Origin of the sequence: Ectothiorhodospira shaposhnikovii (assembly GCF_022227765.1) — a bacterium.
Classification (GTDB): Bacteria; Pseudomonadota; Gammaproteobacteria; order Ectothiorhodospirales; family Ectothiorhodospiraceae; genus Ectothiorhodospira.
Window position 1 is genome coordinate 357,012 of record NZ_JAJMLZ010000002.1, and the last position, 24,750, is coordinate 381,761.

At 56.3% G+C, this 24,750-nt stretch carries 21 protein-coding genes and 2 pseudogenes; 12 read left to right on the forward strand and 11 right to left on the reverse strand.

Annotated features, from left to right (window positions below; genetic code table 11):
* The first annotated feature begins 49 nt into the window (after nt 1–49).
* The 5 genes and pseudogenes from LQD11_RS04240 (at nt 50) to LQD11_RS04260 (ending at nt 7,108) form a co-directional block, all read left to right on the forward strand.
* Nucleotides 50–1,630: an ArnT family glycosyltransferase gene (locus LQD11_RS04240; protein WP_238616398.1), complete on the forward strand. Its 1,581-nt coding sequence runs from the start codon at nt 50–52 to the stop codon at nt 1,628–1,630.
* Between the two features lie 68 nt (nt 1,631–1,698).
* Nucleotides 1,699–2,550, forward strand: a pseudogene (locus LQD11_RS04245) (YifB family Mg chelatase-like AAA ATPase); the annotation flags it as partial.
* 56 nt (nt 2,551–2,606) lie between these two features.
* On the forward strand, nt 2,607–4,382 hold the full coding sequence (locus LQD11_RS04250) for a hypothetical protein (RefSeq protein WP_238616399.1): 1,776 nt from the start codon (nt 2,607–2,609) through the stop codon (nt 4,380–4,382).
* 194 nt (nt 4,383–4,576) lie between these two features.
* Nucleotides 4,577–5,653, forward strand: coding sequence for a nucleoid-associated protein (locus LQD11_RS04255; protein ID WP_238616400.1), 1,077 nt, complete (start codon nt 4,577–4,579; stop codon nt 5,651–5,653).
* A gap of 6 nt (nt 5,654–5,659) precedes the next feature.
* On the forward strand, nt 5,660–7,108 hold the full coding sequence (locus LQD11_RS04260; protein ID WP_238616401.1) for a hypothetical protein: 1,449 nt from the start codon (nt 5,660–5,662) through the stop codon (nt 7,106–7,108).
* A gap of 120 nt (nt 7,109–7,228) precedes the next feature.
* On the opposite strand, the gene LQD11_RS04265 is transcribed toward LQD11_RS04260, so the two are convergent.
* Nucleotides 7,229–7,732: a hypothetical protein gene (locus LQD11_RS04265; protein ID WP_238616402.1), complete on the reverse strand. Its 504-nt coding sequence runs from the start codon at nt 7,730–7,732 to the stop codon at nt 7,229–7,231.
* 57 nt (nt 7,733–7,789) lie between these two features.
* Complete coding sequence (locus tag LQD11_RS15750) at nt 7,790–8,314, reverse strand: SLOG family protein (protein ID WP_420828246.1); 525 nt, start codon at nt 8,312–8,314, stop codon at nt 7,790–7,792.
* On the opposite strand from LQD11_RS15750, the gene LQD11_RS04270 reads away from it, so the two are divergent.
* From LQD11_RS04270 to LQD11_RS04285, 4 genes are read left to right on the forward strand one after another with little or no spacing between them, the layout of a single operon-like run.
* Nucleotides 8,228–8,437, forward strand: coding sequence for a type II toxin-antitoxin system antitoxin (locus LQD11_RS04270; protein ID WP_238616403.1), 210 nt, complete (start codon nt 8,228–8,230; stop codon nt 8,435–8,437). The two genes, LQD11_RS15750 and LQD11_RS04270, sit on opposite strands and share 87 nt — an antisense overlap.
* Nucleotides 8,438–8,480: 43 nt before the next feature.
* Nucleotides 8,481–10,529, forward strand: coding sequence for a site-specific DNA-methyltransferase (locus LQD11_RS04275; RefSeq protein ID WP_238616404.1), 2,049 nt, complete (start codon nt 8,481–8,483; stop codon nt 10,527–10,529).
* A gap of 7 nt (nt 10,530–10,536) precedes the next feature.
* Nucleotides 10,537–11,061 (forward strand): DEAD/DEAH box helicase family protein, encoded by a 525-nt coding sequence (locus tag LQD11_RS04280; protein ID WP_238616405.1) that lies wholly within the window; start codon nt 10,537–10,539, stop codon nt 11,059–11,061.
* Nucleotides 10,958–13,315: a restriction endonuclease gene (locus LQD11_RS04285; RefSeq protein ID WP_238616406.1), complete on the forward strand. Its 2,358-nt coding sequence runs from the start codon at nt 10,958–10,960 to the stop codon at nt 13,313–13,315. The genes LQD11_RS04280 and LQD11_RS04285 overlap by 104 nt, the downstream gene beginning before the upstream one ends.
* A gap of 58 nt (nt 13,316–13,373) precedes the next feature.
* Here the strand turns inward: LQD11_RS04285 and LQD11_RS04290 are convergent, their stop codons facing one another.
* The 5 genes from LQD11_RS04290 to LQD11_RS04305 all read right to left on the reverse strand — a co-directional run bounded on the left by LQD11_RS04290 (nt 13,374) and on the right by LQD11_RS04305 (nt 19,380).
* On the reverse strand, nt 13,374–14,279 hold the full coding sequence (locus LQD11_RS04290) for a hypothetical protein (protein ID WP_238616407.1): 906 nt from the start codon (nt 14,277–14,279) through the stop codon (nt 13,374–13,376).
* A 527-nt stretch (nt 14,280–14,806) separates the two neighbouring features.
* Nucleotides 14,807–15,937, reverse strand: coding sequence for a TniQ family protein (locus LQD11_RS15755; protein ID WP_420828247.1), 1,131 nt, complete (start codon nt 15,935–15,937; stop codon nt 14,807–14,809).
* The gene (locus LQD11_RS04295) at nt 15,895–16,785 is read right to left on the reverse strand and encodes a TniB family NTP-binding protein (protein ID WP_238616408.1); all 891 of its coding nucleotides are present in this window, start codon (nt 16,783–16,785) and stop codon (nt 15,895–15,897) included. Before LQD11_RS04295 ends, LQD11_RS15755 begins: the two co-directional genes overlap by 43 nt.
* Entirely contained in the window at nt 16,782–18,716 is a 1,935-nt protein-coding gene (locus tag LQD11_RS04300) for a Mu transposase C-terminal domain-containing protein (RefSeq protein ID WP_238616409.1), read from the reverse strand. The genes LQD11_RS04295 and LQD11_RS04300 overlap by 4 nt, the downstream gene beginning before the upstream one ends.
* On the reverse strand, nt 18,709–19,380 hold the full coding sequence (locus LQD11_RS04305) for a TnsA endonuclease N-terminal domain-containing protein (protein WP_238616410.1): 672 nt from the start codon (nt 19,378–19,380) through the stop codon (nt 18,709–18,711). The genes LQD11_RS04300 and LQD11_RS04305 overlap by 8 nt, the downstream gene beginning before the upstream one ends.
* Nucleotides 19,381–19,519: 139 nt before the next feature.
* On the opposite strand from LQD11_RS04305, the pseudogene LQD11_RS04310 reads away from it, so the two are divergent.
* Nucleotides 19,520–20,191, forward strand: a pseudogene (locus tag LQD11_RS04310) (ATP-binding protein); the annotation flags it as partial.
* Nucleotides 20,192–20,216: 25 nt separating this feature from the next.
* On the opposite strand, the gene typA reads toward LQD11_RS04310, so the two are convergent.
* Nucleotides 20,217–22,037, reverse strand: a complete 1,821-nt coding sequence (typA, locus tag LQD11_RS04315) for a translational GTPase TypA (RefSeq protein WP_238616411.1) — start codon at nt 22,035–22,037, stop codon at nt 20,217–20,219.
* A gap of 173 nt (nt 22,038–22,210) precedes the next feature.
* On the opposite strand from typA, the gene LQD11_RS04320 reads away from it, so the two are divergent.
* The gene (locus LQD11_RS04320) at nt 22,211–22,570 is read left to right on the forward strand and encodes a cupin domain-containing protein (RefSeq protein ID WP_238616412.1); all 360 of its coding nucleotides are present in this window, start codon (nt 22,211–22,213) and stop codon (nt 22,568–22,570) included.
* On the opposite strand, the gene LQD11_RS04325 is transcribed toward LQD11_RS04320, so the two are convergent.
* Together LQD11_RS04325 and LQD11_RS04330 are read right to left on the reverse strand one after the other, a co-directional pair.
* Complete coding sequence (locus LQD11_RS04325; RefSeq protein ID WP_040405112.1) at nt 22,571–22,816, reverse strand: YcgL domain-containing protein; 246 nt, start codon at nt 22,814–22,816, stop codon at nt 22,571–22,573.
* Nucleotides 22,817–22,960: 144 nt separating this feature from the next.
* The gene (locus LQD11_RS04330) at nt 22,961–23,707 is read right to left on the reverse strand and encodes a hypothetical protein (protein ID WP_238616413.1); all 747 of its coding nucleotides are present in this window, start codon (nt 23,705–23,707) and stop codon (nt 22,961–22,963) included.
* 130 nt (nt 23,708–23,837) lie between these two features.
* Here LQD11_RS04330 and LQD11_RS04335 point away from each other — a divergent pair, with 130 nt between their 5' ends.
* Nucleotides 23,838–24,356: a GspH/FimT family protein gene (locus LQD11_RS04335; RefSeq protein ID WP_238616414.1), complete on the forward strand. Its 519-nt coding sequence runs from the start codon at nt 23,838–23,840 to the stop codon at nt 24,354–24,356.
* Nucleotides 24,357–24,414: 58 nt separating this feature from the next.
* Here the strand turns inward: LQD11_RS04335 and LQD11_RS04340 are convergent, their stop codons facing one another.
* Entirely contained in the window at nt 24,415–24,741 is a 327-nt protein-coding gene (locus LQD11_RS04340) for a high-potential iron-sulfur protein (protein WP_238616415.1), read from the reverse strand.
* Nucleotides 24,742–24,750: the final 9 nt, after the last annotated feature.

Here is a 24,750-nt window from a genome sequence, read left to right on the forward strand (position 1 = left end):
GACCGGGTTACACTGCGCACATTCCATCCAAGCCCCGCAAGCCGACATCGTGCCACGCATCCATACCTATTACCCGACGGACCTGCAGGAACTGTCACCCCGCATCCTCTGGGCCTTCCTGACGGCGGCCCTGTTCACGGCCTTCTTCTACAACCTGCACGGCGTGCCGCTATTCGACCTGGACGAAGGGGCATTCAGTGAAGCGACCCGGGACATGCTGGCCCGGGGTGACTTCATCGCCACTTACCTCTATGGCGAGCCGCGGTATGATAAGCCTATCCTGATTTACTGGCTACAGGCCCTGAGCGTGAGCGCCTTCGGGCTCAACGAACTGGCCCTGCGACTGCCCTCGGCCCTCGCCGCCACCGGCTGGATGCTGCTGACATTCGCCTTCGCGCGGCGGGTCTGTGACCGTCATACCGCCCTGGCGGCCGCCATCATCGGCGCCACGTCCCTGGGGGTGATCATCATCGGCAAGGCGGCCATCGCCGATGCCGCCCTGCATCTGTTCATCGTCGGCGCCATGTTCGCCATCTACCTGCATTTCAAGGAAGGCGGGGTTCGCTGGGTCTATCTGGCATTCCTGTGCATGGGCCTGGGCTTTCTGACCAAGGGACCGGTGGCGGTGGTGATCCCGCTGGCGGTCAGCCTGATCTTCTATGGTCTCAAGGGCGAGTGGCGGTCCTGGCTGCGAGCGGCCTTCAATCCCCTGGGGATCATGCTGTTCCTGCTCATCGTGCTGCCCTGGTATCTGGCCATCACCTGGCGGGAAGGGCCGGGGTTCCTGATGGGCTTTTTCCTGGAGCACAACCTGGGCCGTTTCCAGGCCCCCATGCATGGCCATGCCGGTCCCTTCTACTTTTATTTGCCGGTGCTGCTGGTGGCCCTGCTGCCCTATACCACGGTGCTGATCCGGACCCTGTGGGAAGTGAGGGAGAGCTTCCGCGAGGACCTGCACGGGTATCTGCTGACCTGGTTCCTGTTCGTGCTGGTGCTGTTCTCGGCGGCCGGCACCAAGCTGCCCCATTACATCTTCTACGGCATCACCCCCCTGTTCATCCTGATGGCCCTGCACCTGGACCGGGTCCGCGGCCGGTTCTGGCTGTTCCTGCCCCCGGCCCTGCTGTTTGCCGGGTTGCTGGCCCTGCCCCATCTGGTGGACCTGATCAAGCCCCATCTGGACGACCCCTTCATTCTCGCCCTGCTGACGGACCACCATGTGCATTTCGGCCCCCTCTGGCATGCCTTCTTCGTCATCGCCCTGGCGGCCTGCCTGTTCTTCATGCTGGATCGACGCATCCAGCGCGGCTATCGCCTGTTCCTGATCGGCCTGACCCTGAACGTGGGCGTGGCGGGACTCCTGCTGCCGGCGGTGGCCGGTGTACAGCAGTCCCCCATCCGCGATGCCGGCCTGGCGGCCAGGGATCTGCCGGAAACGGTGGTGATGTGGCGCCTGAACAACCCCAGTTTCAGCATCTATGCCAACCGGGGCGTGGAGCGGCGCATGCCGGAGCCGGGAGAAGTGGCGGTCACCAAGGAGGACTCCCTGGACAGGCTGGCGCACCTCCCCCATGAAGTGCTGCACGCGCGCAACGGGGTGATCCTGGTGCGGATACTCGAAGCCCCATAGGGAGTTCGCTCGGGTACCGGCTTTGGGTTATAGTCCGGGCATCAGGGACGAGCCCCATGGAAGGAGCCATGCAACTTGCCGTCATCCGCAGCCGTGCCCAACTGGGCATCCAGGCCCCGCCGGTTCACATCGAAGTCCATCTGGCCAACGGCCTGCCCAGCTTTGCCATGGTGGGCCTGCCGGAAGTGGCCGTGAAGGAAAGCCGCGACCGGGTCCGGGCCGCCATCCAGACCAGCGGCTTCGAATTCCCGGCCCGCCGCATCACCGTCAATCTAGCACCGGCGGATCTGCCCAAGGAGGGCGGTCGCTTCGACCTGGGGATCGCCCTGGGCATCCTCGCCGCCTCCGGACAGATCCCTCTCAAGGCCTGCAATGGCCTGGAATTCCTGGGAGAACTGGGCCTGACCGGTGAACTGCGCCCGGTACGCGGCGTACTGCCCGCGGCCATGGCGGCGGCGCAAGCCGGACGCACCCTGATGCTGTCCCGGGGCGATGCGGACGAGGCGGTGCTGGTGGACGGTGTGGTCGTGATACCGGCGGACCATCTGCTGGAAGTCTGTGCCCACCTGCGCGACGAAGCGCCCCTCTCCCCCCATGCACGGATCCCCTCGACCACGGATGACCCGGCCACGCAACCGGATCTGACGGACGTGCGCGGCCAGCCCCAGGCCCGCCGCGCCCTGGAAGCCGCCGCCGCCGGCGGCCATCACCTGCTGATGATCGGACCACCCGGCACCGGCAAGACCATGCTGGCCAGCCGCTTGCCGGGACTGCTGCCGCCCATGAGCGAAACCGAAGCCCTGGAAACCGCGGCCCTGCATGCCATCAGTCACCACGGCATCGACCCCGCCCGATGGCGTACCCGTCCCTTCCGTACCCCCCATCACACCTGTTCGGGGATTGCGCTGGTGGGTGGTGGTTGTCATTTCCAGAAATAATTGCGACACTTTAGAAATAGATGCGACATGGTGGCCGCGTGAAAATCTCGCTCATTCCAACCAAAACATTCGAACTCAATGACTCGTCGGTGCGCGAGGCTGAAAATTGGGTCGTTTGGTGGTATGGCCCGATTACCAAGAATGTCCGAGATCGAACGGTACCAAAAGTGGATGTTGTCTTTCGGATTCTTGATCCTGATGGGAACCTGACTCAAGCAACACGATGTCGTAAAACGGGCCTCACTCACCTTGGTTTTCTTCGGATCGGGTCAGTTTGGAACAAAGGAGTCAGTCATTCGCAAATACGCTATGAGGCAAGAACATTCGATGTCTCATTTTCACCAGGCGACTGGGAAATAATTTCACCTAGTAGATCAGCCGATTATAAAAGTGGACGCCCGCTAATTCCTGCCCCTGAATGCCCCCAGTATCTTCGCAGTGAAAATAACTACATCATTCGATTCAAGCTACCGGACGGGAAGGTGTTATTTGTTCCCTGCATGGAATTCTTTATCCGTTGCTACGGGCGATCAAAAGAAATACAGCGAGTATTGACCGTATACCCATGGGAAGAGGCTAAACAGCGCCTCTATGAGGCTGATGACCTACCCAAACTAGAAGATGCATGGCCAATAAGGCTGGGAAAGCACCTAACCAGACATGATGCGGTATTTCTTGCCCACCTTCTTTATGACCCCTATGCACAGAAGGTGGCGAGAGGGATCTACAATCAATTAGTTTCCGCTTTAAATGATGCAGATGATTACGTATTTTTGAAGGTTGCTCCCTGGTTCCAGGGACCAGCAAAACTCAAGGTGTATGGAACTGCTTCAAATGACGGCCAAACCTTTAAAGCCAACTGTATTCTTGGCTGCAGCGATCCACTCGGGAAACTGGTTTTATACGAGCAAGTGAGCAAAATCAGAACACAGGGTGACGAAACCTCGGAAGGTGACTATCAAGAAGAGATATCGAAACCTGTAGTAAAGATTCAACGCAAGTTTCCGGAAATCATCAATCTAACAGCTGATGATGCGCCCGACCATGGTTCATCCTTACAGGAGTTCCTTGACCATGACTTCGAGGTGCTTGGGCCACCGCGCCCGGTCAAATATGTTCGTAAAATAAGCAAAGGTAGCCAAGGCAAATACCGCGCCATAGAAGCAAATGATGATGTATCATCTACCGGCGAACCTTATGGCACGGGCAAAGGCGTTGGACAAGCATTAGTTCAGGCACCCATATTATTGGACTCAAAAGGGGTTCTGCGGGACATGTGGAACGCGGTATGCCACTTGAGAGACGAATGGCCAGATGTCTTTCATTCCGCTGAGTGGTTTACCTTCGAAGACGGCTTTCAAGACGACCCCGAACCGAGACTCATTGCACTGAAACCCTTCGACCAAAAAGATGAAGTGAGTGGCGCGACTCAAAAGTGGGTGTATTACAACCTGGATACCCAGACACCGAGAGGAGCGCTAGTGATTAAAGTTGAAACAAGTCATAAGACGGTCTACATCTTAGAGATCCAACGCAGGCCAATACGATCCAAAAATGACGAAAGCGATGAAAAAAATAAGGAAGAAGCTTTCAAGGGGCTTGTATTTGTGCTTGATGATCCGCAAGCATTGGCCGACTGGCTGAGGCTTTTTCTGGCCGAAATACGTTTAACTAGGGGTATTATTATGGCTCAACTGACGACTGCATGCCCTGGCACCGCGCTGACATTCAAGCATGCGCCCTCCATCCATGATAATGTCCCCTGTGAGGCAGCGGTTAAAAACGCTCTGGGGAAGGCAGGTGTGTCCTGGTGAGTCAGTTTTGGGCTCGATAGCCTCTTAACACCTCAGTATTGTTGCTGCACAGAGGTTGGCGGCGGACTAGATGTATGTGATCGAGGAGAGGCGAGCCTCGAAGTCTAGTGGGAGCGTCCGATGCCTTGACCCAAGAACAAAAGCGGGCTCAGGGCTCCGGTTATCCTTTAACAAGGAAAATAAGGAGATCATCTGTGGCACTCAAACCGCTCGAAGGTGGCCTGAATAAAGTACAACGTGAAAGCATTGAAATCGAACGTTTTATCTTCCATATCATCGATCAGGAAGCTGAGAGTCATTACAATGTCGTCCACCTCGACGAAGTTGTCCTCCAACCCAAGCAAAAGCAGTTCTTTATCGAACGAATGCGCGACATCGCCGAAGGCGCACAATATGTATTCAAGCAGGATGCCGTGCATTTAAAAGAAAAGTGTAACCAACTGTTTGCCGAACCCGATAATTTTATTCAACTCTCACGTCAGATCACGACAGACTTCGCGGGGCGCCATAAGGGATCGATGTCGGCTGGCGTCTTCATCGTCTCGGTGGCGAGGTTTTTAGTCTCCGCACATCACTGGCATCAACTTGTTTTCCTGGTGAAGATGGATAAGCAATCCACCTTCAGCTATAGCTACAGGGAAGAAGGTGGTCGGCGCATTGCAACAATTGAAGAAAACGAAAATTCTCTCATCGAAAGCAAGAGCGCAATTCAAAAGAGCGCACTGATCGATCCATCCAGTCTGTTTGCATGGGACGCTTTGGCCTTCGACCGGGTCAGCAAGCCCGATCTTGGCCACTACTACCAAGCGTTTTTGGGGGTGATCCCGCGCCAACAGGATTCCGACCTGACCAGGGTAGCTCACGGAACAGTTCGCCGATGGATTAAGAAACTGCCGAAAGAGGACCTTCCTGAAGACGAAAATATGAATACCTTTGCGGGGCGGGCGCTCGACTATCTCAAGGCGCATGAGGTTTTCGACACCGACAGCTATTTGGAGGCTGTTGTTCGCGGCAAAAATTCAGAGCATAAGGCGAAGCTCACGGAGTCCTTGCGCGACGCGCTTGCCGAGGCGGGTGTCGCCGGGCAACAATTCAGACCCATGCCTGGCTCGCTCAGAAAGGGTGAAACGAAACAGGTCTATCAGACTGCTGAGGGTGTTATGATCACTTTTGAAGGCGATCAAGCGCGTGCAGGCATGACTATCCAAAATCTTCCCAATGGACGCACACGTATTACGATTGAAACCCTTCGACTGGATGTTCAAGGCTGATTGATCATGACTACAATCGCAGAACTCCTGTCTGCCCTTGATGATCTGCGGCAGTATGCTTCGGAAGTGGTTGAGGAGAGTTACAGGCTTACCATTGTCGGCGAACAGCTCGATAGCCGTGTGCGAATTGAATTGCTTCGCGTATTCAGCATCGTTTCTCATCTTGTCGGAGAGAGGCCCTCCCTCCTGGCTTCGGATGGAATGGTGGATGAACACGATCTTTCGGGGGTAGATTACGATAATGAGCCTTGGCGACTGATTGTTTCCAAAAAGATGCTTGCACAATCTATACGTGCACGCGATGAGGAAAACACACTGCTGTTTTTCTCGGTAGAAGGTTTTCACCAGTGGCTGCGTTGGTTTGATCCCTTCCTATTTCCAACCTCCGATCTTGAACCCGACCTAACCCAACCAACGACAATCAGAGTGCATGGTCTCACGGAAGGGTTTGGCGGACCCATGCTTTGGGTGCTACCTCCTGGTGCTTCCGCGCCCCAGCCCGAGCCAATGAAGCTGCCCGATGCCACCAAGGTACGGAACATAATTCATATCAGCGCGAACAAGGCCTTGCGGGTGCATCCTGCTGCTTTTTCCTTAAGCTGGGGCAAGCTGGACTCGTCCGCCGCTACCCCCATGCTCCGCATGAGCGCCAGTGTGCTTGCCGCATCCATAGTTCATGAACTGAAGTTGGCCGATGACGGTTATTCGGTAATATTGCGCGGAGCCAAACGCATCGAGCTTAAGCTTGTTAATGAGGATGAGGCTATTTCGGAAGAGACCCTGCGCAAGTTGATCGAGACCGTACAGTGGGCCTACGCTGAGCGTGAAGAGACGCGCTTAAGCTTGCTTATGGACCGTCTATCGATTGACATTGAGCAGGGAGTTTCCTTACTTTCAGGTGTCGAAAAATTCCTTGATCCTGCCCTTCAGCAAGCGCGAGACAGTTATGCCTTTGTGATTCTTGAACGCAAGGATGCCTACCACAAGGAAATTCGGGACTTGATGAAGGACATGAAGTCTCAGGCCGACCTGTATGCTTCCAAGGTCCGCGATCTAATCAGCGGCCTTACGCGAGACATACTTGGCATACTGGCCTTCATCAGCCTTACTTTCATTGCTAGGTTCGATCACAACAACCTTGAATCGCTACTGAGAAGTTCGGAGCTTGGCCTGCTGACCAAAGCTCTGGCGGGCTATCTAGCTTTGTCATGTGTGCTTCAGTTCAGTGCCCACGCCCGCGATGCCAAGCTGGCCTATGATGAAAGCCGGGGCTGGTTGGACGTGCTGCAGCACTACGCTTCTCAAAGAGACAAGGCTGAACGATTCCTAGAGCCCATCGAAAAACGCCGGGATGCCCTTTTCTCAGTGATGTACATCATCGGCTTCATATATGTCATGTTGATTGCCACTACATGGCATCTTCCAGCGCTCGTTCTATCGTTGATCGGTGCTTGATTCATCATTTGCAGTTTCAATTCTGATGCCCCACCAACACAATATTCATCGATGCGTTTCCCCTGCCACAAAGCCGACTTTCTACGCATTACTAGTGAGGGGTGCATGCTGGCGATTTTCTTAGGTCCTCACCAGAACATCCCATATCACCCCGAACATCGGGAAGAATAGTATGGTGATGCCGACCCACAAGGCCAACGATTCCGGCGCAAGCCGAAACATGACTCGCCCCACGGAAACCCAGTGCAAAAATAAGACGATCACGCTGATTGCCAACAAAATATCCAGCACGGTTTTCCATCCATGGGTTGCCGCAAAGAAAATAATGGCCACGCAAGACACGAAATAGATGAAAACCAAACCAAGAACTTCGTTGCCCCACTGCCTTTTGAGCCCGTGAAGTCTTGCGGTTCTATCCTTCTTATAAATATGATAAAGAACCAGGATGGGCGTTACAAAAAACATAAAGCCTAGCATGAACCAGCTTAAAGGAGGCTCCACCACCAAATACAAGGGAGGCGTTAAAAGGTTGTGCATGGTCTGCTCAGAACTGAATGTGCCAATCCATGCGATCAGATCAGCAATCCAGGGTTCGCCTTGAAATAATTGATTGTCGGTATTCATCATATTGGTCCTTAAAATGAAATGACGGCCACCTTCAGGCCAGATTGTTTGGCTCGCTCAATCATGTTTTTCGTGTCCGAAGACTGGCCATCCCAAAACGCGCATAAACGCGCATAAACGCGTGCTGTCCCAAGCCATCAAGTCGTTTCTCCAATGACCAGCGGCCTTCCCACATTCCCAGTCAGCCGGGAATCGCTTGAAGGGAAGTCCCCGCGCAATGGCGTATAACTCGCCCAGGGTATCGGCACCCCTGGCTCCCCCGGAGATCACCACCACGATCACACGGAGAAGAGCACCCGAAATCAGCAAGAATTGCCATATTGCAGGCTGGATGACGTTCTCTGGCGCGCGCTCCAGTGGAGCGGTCTTGCCTGCCCATGAATCACTCACGGGTTTCTTAGGACCCCTCTGCAGACTGGGGCCACACCATTGGATTATGCTGAATGTTACTGTACATTGCAGTACATTATTAGTCCGCTCGTTCGAGGACGAAAAATGGCCACCACCAAGACCGCGACGCTGACATTCCGTATCGAGCCCAACTTGAAAGAAGCGCTGCGCGAGGCCGCAAATCGTGAACACCGATCAATCGCCAATATGGTGGAGTTCTTAATCCGAGATTATTGCGACCGGAAGGGGATCGCGATTCACAGGCAGGGAGCTTTGTTCGATGGTGAAAAAAAGTCCACCGACGACGGCAGGTGAAGTGGGAAGGCGGCGTGCCCCCTAACGTATTGCAGGATAAACAATGACCGACGAAAGCAAGACCATCGTATCCCCGAACCCAGCCGACGAGCGCCGCGCGAAGCTGGCCGAGCTGATTCCCGACGCATTTTCTGAAGGCAAGCTTGACGTGGCTGCCCTCAAGCGAGCGCTGGGCGAATCCGCTGTCATTGAAGGCGGGGAACGCTATGCGTTGACCTGGGCTGGGAAGGCCGGCGCCTATAAAGTCCTGCAAACACCTTCTACCTCCACACTCCGGCCGGAGCGCGTCAAGTCGGTGAACTTCGATACGGCGCAACACGTATTCATCGAAGGTGAGAACCTGGAAGTGCTCAAGGTCTTGCAGAAGGCCTATTTCGGAAAGGTCAAGCTGATCTACATCGACCCGCCCTACAACACCGGTTCCGACAGTTTCATCTACCCCGACCGCTTTCAGGAGAGCAAGGAAGAATACCTGCGACGCATCAATGAACTGGCCGACGACGGCACCCTGATGCGCGAGGGCTTCTTCCGCAAAAACAGTAAGGAAAACGGCCACTATCACAGCAACTGGCTGTCGATGATGCTACCACGCTTGTACATCGCACGGAATCTGCTGCGCGAGGATGGGGTCATCTTAGTGTCCATCGACGACAATGAGGCGGCCAATCTAAAATTGCTAATGGACGAAGTGTTTGGCTCGGAAAATTTCATTACTAAATTGGTCTGGGAAAAAGGAAGAAAGAACGACGCAAAGCTCGTGTCTGTCGGCCATGAATACATGCTGATCTATGCCCGTAGCATGACCAAACTGAAAGAAAACAAGACGGTCTGGCGCGAACCCAAGCCGGGTGCCAAGGAAATAATAGAGAAGTGGCGAGAGTTGAAGGCTAAACACGGTGAGGCCAATTACGAAGCGCAGCAGGAAAGTCTTCGTGAGTGGTATAAGTCCCTACCTGACTCTCATCCCTCGAAGAAACTCAGCCGCCATAAATGGGTGGACAAGTGGGGTCCCTGGCGCGATCGCGACATTTCATGGCCTGGAGGTGGCGGCCCTCGTTACGATGTTCTTCACCCTGTTACGAAGCAACCATGCAAAGTTCCTGAACGCGGCTGGGTCTATTCTTCGGTAGAAGAAATGAAGCGTCAAATCAAGCTAGGGATTGTCGAGTTCCGCGATGATCATACTGAACCGCCATATCGAAAGGCACATCTACTACCGTTATCTTACGAGCTACTTGAGGATGAAGGTGCTGATTTCGATGATGACGAGGTGTCTGACGATGATATCGGGTTGCAGGTTCTAGGTAGCGTCATCTACAAGCAGTCGCAGGTTTCGGTGAAGTACCTGCGGAAATTGATGGGCGGGAAGCTCTTCAATAACCCTAAGGATCATGAAGTGCTCGCACGACTGATCCGTTACTGCATGGGTGACGATGACAACGGCCTAGTGCTAGATTTTTTTGCCGGTTCCGCAAGCACAGTCGAAGCCGTACTCGCCCTGAATGCGAAAGAAGGTGGGAATCGGCGCGTAGTGGCGGTTCAGCTCCCGGAACCGTGCGATGAAAAGAGCGCGGCATTCAAGGCCGGCTATCCAACGATTGCCGCATTGAGCAGGGATCGCATTAATCGCGTCATTCAGAAACTCTTGAACGAAGCGGGTCTGGTGGCACCAATACCTGCCGATCTTGGTTTCAAGTCATTCCTTCTCGCCCCTTCCAACTTCAAGCAGTGGCGCGGCGACGGCCTCGACACACCGGATCAACTGGCCGAGCAGATTCAACTGTTCGCCAAGTCCGAGAAGGAAGGTGCGGCCGTCGAGGACATGCTCTACGAACTGTTGCTGAAGTTCGGCCAAGAGCTGACCACGCCCGTCCAAGCGCTGGAGGTAAACGGCGGCAAGGTGTTTGCCATCCACGAGCGCAAGATGCTGTTCGTCCTAGAGTCATTCAGCGAAGCCATGATTCAGCCATTGGTGGAATTGAAGCCCCGCGAGATCATCGCCATCGACGGGGTGTTTCTCGACTCGGATACGCTGAAGACCAATCTGGACCTGCAATGCCGCGACGCGGGCATTAAGTTTACCTGTCTGTGAGGTGGTGATGAAATTACAGTTCGACGCTAATCAAGACTACCAGCTCGAAGCGATTCAAGCGGTTGTGGATTTGTTCGATGGCCAGCCGGACGCCTCGCAGAGTGCGGTGACGCGAGACGATGAACTATCCAGCCTGAAGCTAACCGAAGTTGGGGTAGCCAATCACCGGGTCATTACCGATGAACAATGGCTGGAAAATCTGCGCGCGGTACAGAAGACGCACGGTATCGATCCGTCCGAGGCGCTGGAGATGATGACGTTGGAGGACGGGACGTCTATCGGCGCCTTTCCTAATTTTACCGTGGAGATGGAGACCGGGACGGGCAAGACCTACGTTTACCTGCGAACCATTCACGAGCTTGCCAGGACCTACGGCTTTCGGAAATTCGTTATCGTAGTGCCGTCGGTAGCGATCCGCGAGGGCGTGCTTGAAGAGCCTGCAAATCACCAAGGAGCACTTCCAGACGCTCTACGACTACGAGCGCACCGAGTTCATGGTGTACGACTCCACCCGCATCAGCCAGCTTCGTAATTTCGTCCTGTCCGACTCCATCCAGATTCTGGTGATCAATATCGACGCCTTTGCCAAGGATGCGAGCGTGAACGGTAACGAGACAGGCAAGAGTGCCAAGAAATCCAAGGGAAATGTAATCAACCAGGTGCGGGAAACCGGTGTCGCCCCCATCGAGTTCATTCAGGCGACCAATCCGATTGTGATTCTGGACGAGCCGCAAAACCTGGAGACGGATATTCGCAAACAGGCCATTGCCCGACTCAACCCTATGTGCACGCTGCGCTACTCCGCGACCCATCGCAACAGCTACAACCTGATTCATTCGCTGGACCCGATTCGGGCCTACGAGTTAGGGTTGGTGAAGCAGATCGGCGTGGACTCGGTGATCGAACTCAAGGACGCCAATCAGGTGTATGTGGAAATCGACAGTTTCAAGACCGGCAAGCGCAGTGTCTCCGCCAAGCTGATCATCTGGAAGAACGAAGCCGGCGGGCCAGTCAAGAAGAAGGTGACGGTCCAGAACGGTGACGATCTCTACGCGGAGAGGTTCTCCAACAAGCGGGAGATTTATCGCGACGGCTTCATCGTCAACGAGATCGATGCCGGAGAGGGCTTCGTGACCTTTGCCAATGACGTTCGTGTGCGACTGGGGCAGCCGCACGGCGCTCTTACCGACGCAATCCTGCGCATGCAAATCGAGGCCACCGTGCGCCGTCATTTCGAGAAGGCTTTGCGGCTGCATCCCATGGGTATCAAGGTGCTTTCGGTGTTCTTTATCGACCGGGTAGCGAACTATCGAATCTACGAAGAAGACGGCTCGGTCGGTAAGGGCAAGTTTGCGGAGTGGTTCGAAGAGATTTTCGAGCAGTACCGCCAGCATCCGGATTTTTCCGGCCTGATGGAGCACGATGCCGAACAGGTTCACAACGGCTATTTTTCCCAGGACAAGCGCGCCGTTTCACCCTTCGAGACGGTGACCAACAAGACCAAGGCCGATGCAGAAGCAAGTACCTTCGAGCTGATCATGCGGGACAAGGAACGGTTGTTGGATTTGAACGAACCGCTGGCGTTTATTTTCAGCCATTCCGCGCTGCGCGAGGGTTGGGACAACCCGAACGTGTTCCAAATATGCACCCTCGCCGAATCGAGTTCCGACATCAAGAAGCGCCAGGAGATCGGCCGGGGGCTACGCCTGTGCGTCAACGAGAACGGCGAGCGCGTGCGTGATCGGGCGATAAACTGCCTGACGGTGATCGCCAATGAGAGCTACGAGGACTTCGCCAACCAGTTGCAGACCGAAATGATGGATGCTGGTGTGAAGTTCAAGCGTGAGATGGTGCAGAACGAACGCGAGAAAGTCTCCATACGACTGAAGAAGGGCTACGACACAGACAACCGTTTTCTGGAACTTTGGGAGAAGATCCGATCACGAACGCGCTACCGAGTTCATTACAGCACGGCGGAGTTGATCACCAAGGCGGCAAAACGAATCAAGGACAAAATGCCCACGATTGAACGGCCAAAGATCGCGCTCACCCGAGCTAACATCAAAATCAGCCAATCAGGCATCAAGGGCACACAGACTGGCTTTCGTACTCAGACCATTGAAGCGAAATACGTTATGCCGGATTTCGTGGGCCAGGTTCAGGCTAAAACCGGCCTAGCCAAGTCAACAGTCGCAAGCATCCTCATGAACTCCGGGCGCCTTGCCGATGCGATGAATAATCCCCAAGCATTCATCGACCATGCAGCCCAAGTAATCAACGGTGTCAAGCGTGAGTTTCTGGTGTACGGGGATGGCTCCGAGGATAGTGGGGTCAAGTACCTGAAGCAGGATAATGCTTACTACGAGATGCGCCGCTTCGAGAACGATGATCTAATGGAGGCGTTCAAATCGAATGTTAAAGCGGTGAACGAGCAGGACAAGACGCTGTTCTCGCATATCGTCATCGACTCCAACTCCAGCCCTGAGCGCCAATTTGCGGAAGCCTGTGAAGACAACGAGGACGTGCTTTTCTATATCAAACTTCCTCGCTGGTTCCAGATCGAAACGCCGGTGGGGCCGTACAACCCGGACTGGGCAGTCACCTATCGGAACGACCAAGTACTTTACTTTGTGGCGGAAACAAAAGGAACGGGCGGGGATCATGTAGATCAGTCGATGTTGCGGCCAATAGAGGACTTGAAGATTGAATGTGGTAAGCGGCACTTCAAGAATTTCGAGGAAGTTCAATTCCGCGTGGTCAACTCGTTGACTGCGCTCGTGAGTTAATCGTAGGATGCACGCCGTCACTGGGGCCGCTAGTTGGCCTCCGAACAGTTTTCTCCAGTTAGTAGAAGCTGCTGTATCTAGGCACCCAAAACCGCCCTCCTTCCCACACAATGGCCCATCCTTCACGGTCTTTTCTGATATCCGTGTCTTTCACCTTGGCGCCTACACACACCGGAAGCCCATGGAAGTACGCCAGCGTGATAGAGATCCAGCGTCGAAAGGGAATCTCGCCGTCTCGTGCCTGCCGCATCATCTCCAACATTTCCTGCTCCAGTTTCTTGCGTTGCGCTCGTTTGGCACCCACTGCTGTAACGCTCGGCAGCTCAATCTCGACACCATGATGGTCACGCAGGTGCCGGACAAAACCAGAAATAGCAGCCCGCTGGCCGGGTTTGCCTGACAGGTAGCAGTTCAATATCGACTGGTCGGGTGGAAACAGGCTCTCCTCCCTGGCAAGCTGTAGAAGCGCAATCGCCGGGGTCAATGCGAGCCGAATAGATCTTACCGAGGTGTTGGTCTTGCCGGCCATGTGCTGGTAGTAGCCCTGCAGTATTTTGCCTTCGGGACTATCTTCGTCAAAGACGGACAGCTTCTCTCGAATGCGGCGCTGATCCGCAGCGTCATATTTTTGCTCCCGACTCAGGCTAATTCCTTCGCTTTCCAGCCATTGGCCAATCAAGAGCACCTTGCGTAATCTGATGGTACCGAAATGCTCAAGCAATTCTTCCGCTTTTGGTAGATTGCTGCTCCAGGTCTTCTCCATTTCCAGGAAAAACGGCACATATCGCTTGAGTGAAATTGCCGCTTTGTTCGGCCCAACTTGATCGCCCAGCCACTGAGAAAACTTCTGCATTTGGTCAGCCATCTCGGGGTGGCTGAAAGCGGCTCGATTGACATCAATGCGCTTGGTAAGAAGTGCTTTCCAATAGCAGATATTGCACTGTTTGCCACAGCCTGCGGGCATCAGCTCACCGCAAACAGGACAGGGGATCTTGCCCTGGTCCTTGCATTTTTTGCATTTTTTCTTCCCATCGTCTGATTCGTAGAGCAGTCGATGCTTGTGACAACTCGTACAGGTGCCATGGTGCGCACTGGCACATTGAGGACATAGGCGAAGGTCATGGCCTTGCCGGGCAACTCTCGACAAGCGTGGCGAGAGGGTGCCGCAGACTTCACAAGGTTCCGGCTCCTTGAAGTAAGGTGCGCAGGAGGCGCAGGCTGGGCCATAGGGCGTGATCTTGCCAAGCCGGTACTCTGTTTTTCCGCATCGCACACAAGGCTTGTTGTTCTCGCATCGTCGGCAGACCGCCGAAGGATCATTCTTGGGCAACCGTGCCATCTCTGCACATTGAGGACACGCACGGTGCTTGAAAACACGGTTGTAGCATGCGCCACAATAACGATGACCTTTACGAATCCGCCAGATTTTATTTACCTTGCGACCACATTCATCGCACATGATTGCAGGTTTGCTTGATTGCGAGGGAGCGGTCACAGTGAGCTATTCTCAACCTTCCGGACCAGACGTTTCATCATCCGGACCACTTCATGCCGTGGACGGGGTGTCGGGAGCCGGGTTGTTCTGGCTTGGCGAGTTACAGACCGGTCCAAAAGATCTTGAGCCAGGCCCTCAATAATTTCTGGTGGTGAGAAACCCTTTGGGATAAGGGCCTGTCGGCTGACGCCGTGCTCCAGTAAAGAGCGAACCAGTTCACCGCGACGGCTCGACATGAACCGAAAGAGAATCTGCAGGATCAATTGACGGTCTGAGTTGCGGAGTCCCTCAAGGGGTGTCCCGGGGTGAAGGCTAAGATCCTGGGGACTGACACCACCCACCTCCTTCATAAAATCGGACAACGCATTTTCTCCAATACTCCGACTCGCGGGTCTAACCAGCATCCCCATGTAATGGGCCAACTCAAACCATCGCGATGCACTGATCTGCTCGCCAAGGACTCTCCCATAACCGGTTCGGATAACCCGGTCTGCCCAGCGCTGGAATGCCATGGCATCTTCAGAAAACAGTCGAGGGTGCGTCTGTCGAAGGTCTGCTCCGCAGCTCGCACAGATCGCTAGGTTACCATCCTCTGGCTGTAGTCGATGAGGTTCTAAAGGCGAATCGCAGTGCCAGCAGCGATCCAACAAAGAGTTACCGTGTCGCTCACAGCCGACATGCCACACAAGACGCCAATGAACCCGATAAAACGGCGCGTGATCTTCAGTCAGGCAGTGAGGGCAATATTGGAGGCCCCCTTTACGCGAATGCCCCCGCGTACCCAGTGTAAGTAGCCATCGCCACTTCATTTTTTCGCTAGGCGGAGTGGGAACAACGCGATCTGCGATCCATCGTAAGGCGGCTTGCTCGATGGCTTCTTCCGAGACGCCCGACACCGCGGCCAGGGCAGATGTGCGTTCCTCGTTGTACCCTCGGTCCGGATCGGCAGTCCATACCCGCCAGGTAGGCCATATTTGCTGGGTCAGTGTCTTGGGGTCACAACCAAATGTCATAGCCGCGCGAATCAGCCAGGACGACAGCAGTTCGTCCGGATTTAGGGCAGGCATCAGCGGCCACTGTGGGTTTACAGGGCGACTTCCCGAATGCCACGAGTCGGTCGTACCCATGTATTGCCCTCAATGATGGTCTTGTCGATCTGCTCTTGGCCATTGTTGATTGCATCCGTTGCGCAGACAACCAGTAGGCGATGCAGGTCGCCTAAGTTACCTCCACTGAGAGCATGAAGCCGCTGAGCCAGCTCAGGACGGTGGAGCATGGATCGTTTTTTAAGCGGCAGCACCCTCTCAAAGCCCGCCAATAAATGCTGAAAATCCTTATCCAGCTTCCATGCCGACAACGCAATGACATCGAATCGGCTAGCGTGTTGCGGATCGGTGTGAAGGACTCGAACTGCATCCCGTGTCCCAACCCCGACAATGGGAATGGCCAGCTCATTGCAAAGCAGTTTGAGCGTATTCATGACCTCACGCTGCTTGATGGCCGATCCGGTCAGCAGTGAGTGAAATTCGTCGATGACCAGCACTCGGGTTTGGCACAGCCGCAGCAAGTGAATTACCTGGTATCGCAGGCGGGATTTGGAATCTGTGGGGCGATAGGGGGTGAAGAATCGCTCCAGGATTGAAATGTACAAACCCTTTTCGTCGGCGCTAGGCGGTGCTTCTGCCAAGACCACGGGCTTTACCGGCTCTGAGTTTTCATCCACATAGCCTTCGCCGTGCAATTCCTTAAATCTTCGGACAATCGTGGTTTTACCATTATTGGAATCCCCCACAATTAATAAATTTGGCATCCGAGGACGCTTGGGCTTTTCCATCAGTCCCCGCAGAGTATCCAGGATGTTGTTGGCTAAAGGGTAGGAAATCCATCGAGGCTGATCCATGAAGGCAATTCGATCCGCATTAGACATACCCATGATATGACGGAAGTCGGAGTGAATATGATCAAAGTCCATCATGAAATATCACCCATGAAGTCAATCTCTCCGTCAATTAGCCCGTCCAAAATTGGCTGCTGCACGGTATCCGATTTCTCCTTTACAATGGGGGCGGCAGGAGTGGTTTTCTTTTCATGCTCCACACGCCGTTGGGCTTGCCTGCGGGCCTTCTTAGTTTTCCCCTTTGCCTCATCCACTTTGCCGCGCAACTCCGTGAGAGCGGCGAAGATCTGTTGTTCATTCACGCTTTCGGCACCTTGTTTTTTGAGCAATTCACGCGCTTGGCGATATTCCCAAATACTCATGGCAGGCAGCGTCAAATCAGCAAAGGGGATCTTGAAGTATTGCTTCAAGTCAGGATCAAAGAACCAGATCGCACTGATATCCCGGGGATCTCTGCGAAAAACAAACTCACGTTTCTTTTTGGGATCGTTTGCGCTGGTTGCGTTGATCCATGGGCGCAATGCCTCATCGTAATAGTGCATCCCATCAATGGTGACCCCGAAGGTCTGGATGGTACGATGAAAGGAGGGCAAGAAATCCAGGTAGACCGTATGACGATCTGCCGGGCGCGGTGGAATGCCAATGCCTGCCAAGTCGCCAACACCAAAAACACCAATTTCCCACTTCTTGAGAGGCGACATCCCAATCCCCGAATGCAGTCGATGGTGGTAGACCTTGCAGATAAGGGTGACAAGCCATTCTTCAAATTCCGAAAGAGTCATCGCTGCATGCTTTTCGGATTCGTAGCCTTCTTTGTGTTTCACCGATGAGAAAGTGGTTCCCGGTAGGTCGTGAATATCTCGAAGCAACGTGCCAAGCAGTCGTTCGATGTGTCCACCGTACTGGGGCTGCCCGACGGGCCGAAACTCCAGTTGGATGCCATGTGCCAAGCATGACTTCTGGAAGTTGTCGGATCGAAAATCTGCGCCATTATCGACATGGATCTTCTTTGGGTAACCCCATACGGGCCAATCGGCGTCCACTTTGTGAAGTAGAAGCCATTCTTCCTTGGGCAACATGGACTGGGATACGCACATAGCCACGGAAGTTTCCGAGGGTGGGTCAAAGGAGAGGTAGTAGCCAGTGACCATGCGGCTATAGATATCCATGGCAAGGGTAATCCACGGCCTGCCAATGGGCTTACGATGTGCATCATCCACCAGAATGATGTCTGCTGGGGTATGGTCAATCTGGATCACCGCCAAAGGGTAGTCCGCATCTGGGAAGCGCCCCGGGGTGGGTATGAACTTGTTTTTTGCTCGTTCCCTGTATCCGCGTTTACGCAGCCGCTCTTTTTCTGGAATGCGGCTGATTCGTGAGCGGATCGTTCCGGGGCTGGGGGGCGATACACCCCGTTCGGCGCAGATTCTTTGCACCTCAGTGACCGCCTTCTGATCAGTTGAACGCTGGTGGGTTAAGTAATAATTTTGAATCACCTCTTCGATGATTTTTTCAGCAAATTCACCAATTCGACTTTTGCCGCGTTTCCACCCTCGGGTCATCGGGATGAGTGCGGTCATGGACCCGTAGGCGTTGTAACGCTTGATCCATCGATACAGAGTGGCTGTGTCCACCCCCACCTCTTGGGCGCGTTTACTGACCTCGGATCGCCCTAACAGAGTACCCTGCCTCAGCAATGGCTTGATAGCCTCAAATCGTCGTTCCGCCTCACGCCAATCCTTATCTCCTATTTCTAATAAGTCGTTGCGCTGCTGTGAGTGGCTGTTATTCTCCAGAGGACGCAGATCAGAGATGCGTAACGGTTGGCTTTGAAGGGTTTCGACATCGACACCGATCACCGATGAGAAATCCAGTATCTCAGTAATTCGATAAACTTTCCCATTGATTTGAACATAGGCCCCTATCTTGACATCGACCTTTTGCCGCTTGGGCGCAAAATCTGGACCATCAAACGCCATATCTATTTCGTATCCACAGGAATCACTCATCGTTGGCCACCCACAATACGGTGTGTTCATTCAGTGGTCGGTAAATGTCGCAATCAAGCTGGCGGGTCGCCAACAAGTGCCATAGGTGAGAAATCCCCTCGGCTCGATACAGGCCCATGAAGTATCGTGCCAAAAGATAATGAAAAGGAGCCGACCCCATACGGGCCAAGCCTTGGATAATCCAATCGCTTTCCTCCCTCGGAAATACCATACGCTTATATCGTTCCAGAAACTGGATATTGGCAAACATCTGATCCCGGATTCTGGATTCATCGTGGATATGAAACTCCCACTCTTCCTGCTTGGCGTACCGGTAAGCGGCTTTCCATTTGGGTAGCCAGTCTCGCCAATGCTCGCGCCACTGTGATTCCGGTTTGACTTCAACCAATAACGGCCTGGGGAAGTCAGAGTGCGTCCGATTTCCGAGGCGGAAGTACACGAGGAAGTCCGGCGTGTAGGTATACTCTCGACCGCCCCGAAGGCTAAAGCGGATTTGGCAGGGCTGGGGGATGATGTCCAGAACCGTCCGGTTAAACTCATTTCGTGCGATAAAATCACGCTCTAACGTCGATTCGTAAGGAATGGCGGTCTCACCCCGAAAGGGGTAAATACCCGAAACACTTCGTCGGGTCGGTTTAATGGTTCGAGCCTGTGTCGGGATCATGGCTGTCGCACCTATTTTTGGAAAAAAGCAACGAAGTCGCGCCTATTTCTAGCAAATTCGTCGCATTAATTTCTGAAAAAGCGCCCTAAGCTGTTGATTTTTGGTTACGCCTGTCGCACTTTATCTAGTATATGACAGTGGTTCACGCCCCAAACCCGGAGAGATTTCCCTGGCCCATAACGGAATTCTGTTCCTGGACGAACTGGCGGAGTTCGACCGCAAGGCCCTGGACGTGCTGCGTGAACCCCTGGAGACCGGCCGCATCTCCATCTCCCGCGCCGCCCGGCAGGCGGAGTTTCCGGCCCGTTTCCAACTGGTGGCGGCGATGAATCCCTGCCCCCAGGGCTATGACTGCGACCTGGGACCCCACTGCCGCTGCACGCCGGAACAGCGTCGGCGGCACCGGGGGCGCATCTCGGCCCCGCTGCTGGACCGGATCGACCTGTCCATCGAGGTGCCCCGGCTGCCGCGGGATGTGCTGATGGATCCGGGACCGCCCCCGGAATCCACCGAGCAGGTCAGGTCGAGGGTGGCCGCCTGCCGGGACCGGCAACTGGCACGGCAGGGGAAACTGAACGCGGCCCTGTCCGGGCGGGAAGCGGAAGGAATCTGTACGCTGGCCCCGGCCCACCAACAGTTGCTGGAAACGGCCATGGACCGTTTCAGGCTCTCGGCTCGGGCCTATCACCGCATCCTGAGGGTTGCCCGCACCCTGGCGGACATGGATGGCGCGCCCCGGATCGAGGCGCACCACCTGATGGAAGCCCTGAGCTACCGGGCCATGGACCGCTGGCGGGCCAGTGAGGCCTGAGCATTCACGGCCGGGACTGGACGGATCAGCCGCCGCTGGCGCGGGAGGCGCGCTTGCGCTCGTGCTCCAGCAACAGCTTCTTGCGCACCCGGATCGCCTTGGGGGTGACTTCCACCAGTTCATCGTCCTCGATGAATTCCAGGGCCTGCTCCAGGGACAGGCGCAGGGGCGGCGTCAGGATGATGTTCTCGTCGGAACCGGCGGCGCGGATGTTGGTGAGCTGCTTGGCCTTGAGGGGGTTCACCACCAGGTCGTTGTCCCGGGTGTGGATGCCGATGACCATGCCCTCATAGACCTCTTCACCGGGGCCGATGAACATGCGGCCACGCTCCTGCAGGTTGAACAGGGCAAAACCCAAGGCCTTGCCGTTGCCGTTGGCGATCAGTACCCCGTTGTTGCGGGGGGCCACCGCGCCGGCGCGGAACTCGCCGTAACTGTCGAACACATGATGCAGGATGCCGGTGCCGGAGGTGGCGGTCAGGAATTCGGTCTGGAAACCGATCAGGCCGCGGGAAGGCACCCGGTAGTCCAGACGCACCCGGCCCTTGCCGTCGGGGATCATGTCCAGCAGTTCGCCGCGGCGGCTGCCCAGCTTTTCCATAATGCCCCCCTGGTGCTGCTCCTCCACGTCCACCGTCACCATCTCATAGGGCTCTTCCTTGATTCCGTCGCGGGTGCGCACGATGACTTCCGGGCGGGACACGCCCAGCTCGTAGCCCTCGCGGCGCATGTTCTCGATCAGGATGGACAGGTGCAGCTCTCCCCGGCCGGACACCCGGAACTTGTCCGGATCGTCGGTCTCTTCCACCCGCAGGGCCACATTGTGCTTGAGCTCCTCCATCAGACGCTCGCGCAGGTTGCGGGAGGTGACGTACTTGCCGTCACGTCCGGCGAAGGGCGAGGTGTTGACCTGGAAGGTCATGCTCACGGTAGGCTCGTCCACCGTCAGGGCCTTGAGGGGCTCCACCGCAGCCGGGTCGCAAATGGTATCGGAGATATAGAGTTCATCCATGCCGGTGAAGGCGATGATGTCACCGGCACGGGCCTCGGGCACTTCCATCCGGTCCAGCCCCCGGAAGCCCAGGATCTGGAGCACGCGCCCGTTACGCACGTTGCTTTCCCGGTCCATGACCTTGACGGCGGTATTGGTCCTGATCTTGCCGCGGGTGATACGGCCGATCCCGATCAAACCCTGATAGGTGTTGTAATCCAGGGAGGACACCTGCATCTGGAACGGGCCTTCCGGGTCCACGCTGGGGGACGGCACCTTGTCGATGATGGTCTGGAACAGAGGATCCATGTTGCCTTCGGTCACACCCGGCTCCAGGCCGGCGAAACCCTTGAGAGCGGAGCAATACACCACGGGGAAGTCGAGTTGTTCCTCGCTGGCGCCCAGGCGGTCGAAGAGGTCGAAGATCTGATCCACCACCCAGTCGGGACGGGCGCCGGGGCGGTCGATCTTGTTCACCACCACGATGGGGCGAAAGCCCATGGCGAAGGCCTTGGCGGTGACGAAGCGGGTCTGGGGCATGGGGCCGTCGACCGCATCCACCAGCAACAGCACGGAATCCACCATGGACAGCACCCGCTCCACCTCGCCGCCGAAATCGGCGTGGCCGGGGGTATCCACCACATTGATCCGGTAGCCGTTCCACTCCAGGGCGGTGTTCTTCGCCAGGATGGTGATGCCCCGCTCCTTTTCCAGCGCGTTGGAGTCCATCATCCGCTCCACCACCTGAGCCCGGGCGTCCAGGGTCCCCGAATGCTGCAGCAGCTTGTCCACGAGGGTGGTCTTGCCATGGTCCACGTGGGCGATGATGGCGATGTTGCGAAGCTTGTCGGTCATGGGGAAAACGGCCTGCCGCCGGGGGATTGTTGGGCAAAGGGGGCGAGGATTATACAGCCCGCGGGGTTGCGCGGATATGGCAAGGCCATGGATTATCCGCACGAAAACGGGTATTCCGCGGGGAAATTGGGCATCATGAGGCCCTGCAACCCCTGTGCACAGGAGGCCTTCCCATGAAGACCCGTTATCAGGACATTGCCCCCTATCAGACGCTGGACGGATCGGAAATCCGGGAACTCATGCATCCCCGCCTGAATGGGGAGGGCGCGCTGAGCCTGGCGGAAGCCCTGGTACAGCCCGGCGCCGACACCCGCCTGCACCGCCACATGCAGACCGAGGAGCATTATCACTTCACCCAGGGCGAGGGGATGATGTATCTGGGAGATCAGGCCTTCCCGGTCAATGCGGGAGATACGGTCAGGATACCGCCCGGGGTCGCCCACAAGGTCCGGAATACCGGTGATGTGCCCCTGCGCATCCTGTGTGCCTGCGCGCCCCCCTATCGCCATGAGGACACGCAGGTTCTGGACTGATCAGGCCGGTGTCTCGTTCTCCGCCGGCATCTGCAGATGAAATCCCCGGCTTCTGAGGTTTTCCATTACCTGGGCGGCATCCTCCCGGGCCAGCCTGCGTTCGGGGGTCAGTTCGAACTCCAGGGCAAACACCGGCGCGCCGAACACCCTCATCAGGGCCTCCGGCAGGGATGAAAAATCATCCTTGGCGGGCAGGTAGAGATAGGTATCCTGCTTGCGGCTGCTGCGATAGACGTAGCATGGCATGCCGTGGGTGTCGTGACTCAAACCATGTTCTCCTTCGCTCAAGCATCAATACGTTGGCAATCATACATTGGCAATCCCGCAACCGCCCGTCATTCCCCCCCGCATCTGACCCGGCGCAAATTCCGTGCAAACCACGACAAGGACTCAATCCGCCTCGAAGATCACATCAGGCTCATCGGACGGGGGCTGCACTTCAGCCGGCGGCGGTAACCGGGGCGCGGCGCCCACCCGGTCCCAGACCTCCATGCGCTGAATATCCCGGCGCCGGTACTCAAAGGCCACGTGGCCGCCCATGACGACCTGCTGCAGGTAGAGACTGGTGGGGGTGGTCGCAATCAGATTGCCCTCCCGAACCACCCCGTCACCCAGTACCAGCCGCATGCGCGCGCCCTCAAGCCGGGGCAGTTCGGCCGGCAAGGCCGTGCGATAGGCCCTGGGCACGGGCGCGGGATCGGCCTCCAGCCGGAAGCTGGAAGCCGGCGGCAGGGGCTGGACCGGTGCAAAGGGGTCGTACTCGGCAATCTCCAGCGGTTGCCCGATTTCTTCCTCAATCCGACGGATCAGGGCCTGATTGGGTAACTCCACATCCCAGGGGCGGGTGACGGGCATCTGGATTTCCACCCCCACGCCGAACCGATCCAGGGTTTGCTCCACGGTCCGATCCGCACCGCCGTACAGGGCTCCACCGAGTACCAGCAGCCCCATCACCGACACCAGAAAGCCGGTCCGGGCCCGACGCCAGTGCAGCAACACGAAGGCCAGCGAGACAATAGGGACGAGATTGATCACGCCCCAGATGAATTCCCGGCGAAATCCGGCCCGGACCACCAGCAGGTAACCCAGGAGCACCAGTGCCGACCCTGCCAGCAGGGCGCCGTCCAGTACCGTCATGCGCAGACCCTCGAACCGCCACTCAATCGCAGGATTATAACAGCGCCCATACCGGCCATTGTCGCTTGTCCCTACCACCCGCCCGGGTTAAGCTGCCGATCAGCGGTCAGAACCTCAAGGAGAGAGGCGCATGTCCAGGGAATACGGCCTGACACTCACCGAACTGCTCATCACGCTCGCCGTTGCCGCGGTGCTTGCCACCCTTGCCATCCCCGGTTTTGCGGGCATGGTGCGGGAGCAGCAGTTGATTACCACCACCAACACCTTCATCAGTGCCCTCCACACGGCCCGCTGGGAAGCCGTGAAGCGAGGTCGCCACGCCCTGCTCTGCCCGTCCACGGACGGGCAGCAATGTACCGACACCTCCTATGCGGAAGGCTGGATCGTCGGCGTGGTGGAACACCCGGTCACCGGACCGGTGATCCAGCCCGCCACGGTCATTCGTCATTTTGGCCCCGTGCCCGCGTCGGTGACCATCCACACCAATGGCACAATGGGGGAATACATTGCCTATCGCAACGACGGCCAGACCCGTCGTCTGAACGGCGCGCTGCAGATGGGGTCGGTGTGGCTATGCCATGGGGAGACGGGGCGGCGGATCGTCATCAGCCGAACCGGACGGGCGAGAGTGGAAATCACGTCCTGCTAAGTGAGGCAGGCTCATCGGAACCGCCCGGGCCTTGGGCCGGGCGGTTCCTGTCGGGGATTTAACGGGCCACCCAGGCGGTGCACCAGCCGTTGGCGGATACCAGTTTGCCGGGGAACACGGAGCAAGGACCCCAGTCCTGGGCGCTGGCATCCGTGTACAGCAGGCAGTTCAGGCAGGTCTGCCCTTCCTCATAAGCGGGATGCTGCACACTTGAGGCATCGTGCCGGTATTCCAGGGCCTGAGCAGCGGGATCATCCTCGCTCAGGCGCTCCATGGCCTTGGCCGTCGTAGTCCAGCCCAGGCCTGCCACTGGCACGGCCAGCAGACCATAACTGCCGAACTTCAGAAAACGGCGCCGACTCAGGGTATTGTCGCGATCTTTCATCGTCTCTTC

Coding starts and splice junctions, on each gene's coding strand:
- LQD11_RS04290 (WP_238616407.1), bottom strand. CDS start 14,279: ATGCCCGCAGGCTGTGGCAAACAGTGCAATATCTGCTATTGGAAAGCA.
- LQD11_RS04270 (WP_238616403.1), top strand. CDS start 8,228: ATGGCCACCACCAAGACCGCGACGCTGACATTCCGTATCGAGCCCAAC.
- typA (WP_238616411.1), bottom strand. CDS start 22,037: ATGACCGACAAGCTTCGCAACATCGCCATCATCGCCCACGTGGACCAT.
- LQD11_RS15755 (WP_420828247.1), bottom strand. CDS start 15,937: ATGGGTACGACCGACTCGTGGCATTCGGGAAGTCGCCCTGTAAACCCA.
- LQD11_RS04325 (WP_040405112.1), bottom strand. CDS start 22,816: ATGCCATGCTACGTCTATCGCAGCAGCCGCAAGCAGGATACCTATCTC.
- LQD11_RS04320 (WP_238616412.1), top strand. CDS start 22,211: ATGAAGACCCGTTATCAGGACATTGCCCCCTATCAGACGCTGGACGGA.
- LQD11_RS04260 (WP_238616401.1), top strand. CDS start 5,660: ATGACTACAATCGCAGAACTCCTGTCTGCCCTTGATGATCTGCGGCAG.
- LQD11_RS04265 (WP_238616402.1), bottom strand. CDS start 7,732: ATGAATACCGACAATCAATTATTTCAAGGCGAACCCTGGATTGCTGAT.
- LQD11_RS04275 (WP_238616404.1), top strand. CDS start 8,481: ATGACCGACGAAAGCAAGACCATCGTATCCCCGAACCCAGCCGACGAG.
- LQD11_RS04330 (WP_238616413.1), bottom strand. CDS start 23,707: ATGACGGTACTGGACGGCGCCCTGCTGGCAGGGTCGGCACTGGTGCTC.
- LQD11_RS04340 (WP_238616415.1), bottom strand. CDS start 24,741: ATGAAAGATCGCGACAATACCCTGAGTCGGCGCCGTTTTCTGAAGTTC.
- LQD11_RS04280 (WP_238616405.1), top strand. CDS start 10,537: ATGAAATTACAGTTCGACGCTAATCAAGACTACCAGCTCGAAGCGATT.
- LQD11_RS04300 (WP_238616409.1), bottom strand. CDS start 18,716: ATGAGTGATTCCTGTGGATACGAAATAGATATGGCGTTTGATGGTCCA.
- LQD11_RS04295 (WP_238616408.1), bottom strand. CDS start 16,785: ATGATGGACTTTGATCATATTCACTCCGACTTCCGTCATATCATGGGT.
- LQD11_RS04305 (WP_238616410.1), bottom strand. CDS start 19,380: ATGATCCCGACACAGGCTCGAACCATTAAACCGACCCGACGAAGTGTT.
- LQD11_RS04335 (WP_238616414.1), top strand. CDS start 23,838: ATGTCCAGGGAATACGGCCTGACACTCACCGAACTGCTCATCACGCTC.